This is a genomic window from Kitasatospora nipponensis, from assembly GCF_039528135.1.
Classification (GTDB): Bacteria; Actinomycetota; Actinomycetes; order Streptomycetales; family Streptomycetaceae; genus Kitasatospora; species Kitasatospora nipponensis.
The window spans coordinates 1-954 of the sequence record NZ_BAAALF010000543.1 but is presented as its reverse complement, the minus strand read 5'-3'; the positions used below and the strand labels follow the sequence as shown (position 1 = coordinate 954).

General features: G+C 67.8%; 1 protein-coding gene. It reads right to left on the bottom strand.

What is annotated here, in order from left to right; genetic code table 11:
• On the bottom strand, positions 1–593 hold a 593-nt coding region (locus tag ABD323_RS41770; protein ID WP_344447301.1), incomplete at its 3' end, for a hypothetical protein.
• Positions 594–954: the final 361 nt, after the last annotated feature.

Below are 954 nucleotides of genomic sequence, written 5' to 3'. Positions count from 1 at the left end.
AGTGTCTCGGTGGATGTGGGCTCAGCGTCCGGTTCGATCAGGAGCAGAAGGCTCTGTGCCGCCCAGTCGGGAAGGGCGAGTGCAGTGGTGCGGGGCAGGTGTACGTCGAGCAGGAGGAGTCGCTCCTGGAAGACGGCCTGTGTCAGCCAGGCGAAGGTGTCGTCGTCCAACATGTCGGGGTGGCCGGCGGCGGCGTCGGTGAAGTGCCCCGCGTCTGTGAAGACCTCCGGGACGGAGGGGGGGAGGGGGCCGTCGCCCGCAGCGTGGGCGACGGCGCGGCGGGTTATGGTCTCGAACCAGCCGGATCCCCACCACTCGCCGACCGACTCCGTGCGAGAGCCGTGCATGGAGAGCAGGCGCACGGTGACCTCCGGGCCGAGGTCCTCGTCTACCTGTTGCCACAGGTCGATCTGACGGTCGATGGGTGCGCGGATCGGCTCCCAGCCTTCTCCGAAGATGTCGCCCAGAGTTTGGCCATCCGCAAGCCGGCGAGTAGGGGCGGTGAGGGCGAGGCGTACGGCAGGCCAGTCGATCCCCTCGGCGTGCACGTGGGGCAGGACGGCCCTGGTGGCGGCGATGTTGGTCCGGGCCATCGCGTTTGCTGCGTGCGCAGTCCTGCGATGTCAAGGTCCCCGAAGCAGAAGGTGGCTGCGGGGAGCGAGTCGAGGAGAGTCATGGCGGTGATGGAGACGCTGGACGCCGACGACCGGTCCAACGTCATCTGGGTCGACGTGCTACGCGACCGGGAATTTCAGGGCTACGCCGCCCGACAGCCTATTATCGCTTCCTGGGCCTGCGGACCTGATCCCGGCTCACCAGGTACGGAGACGCGTCACCCGGCCTGCTGCCGAGGCGTACCCGAGGAAACACGTGAGCACCGTACAGTCAATCCCCGTCCCGCAGGTCCTTCATGAGGCCGGTCGCCGACGGACCTTCGCTGTGATCAGCCATCCG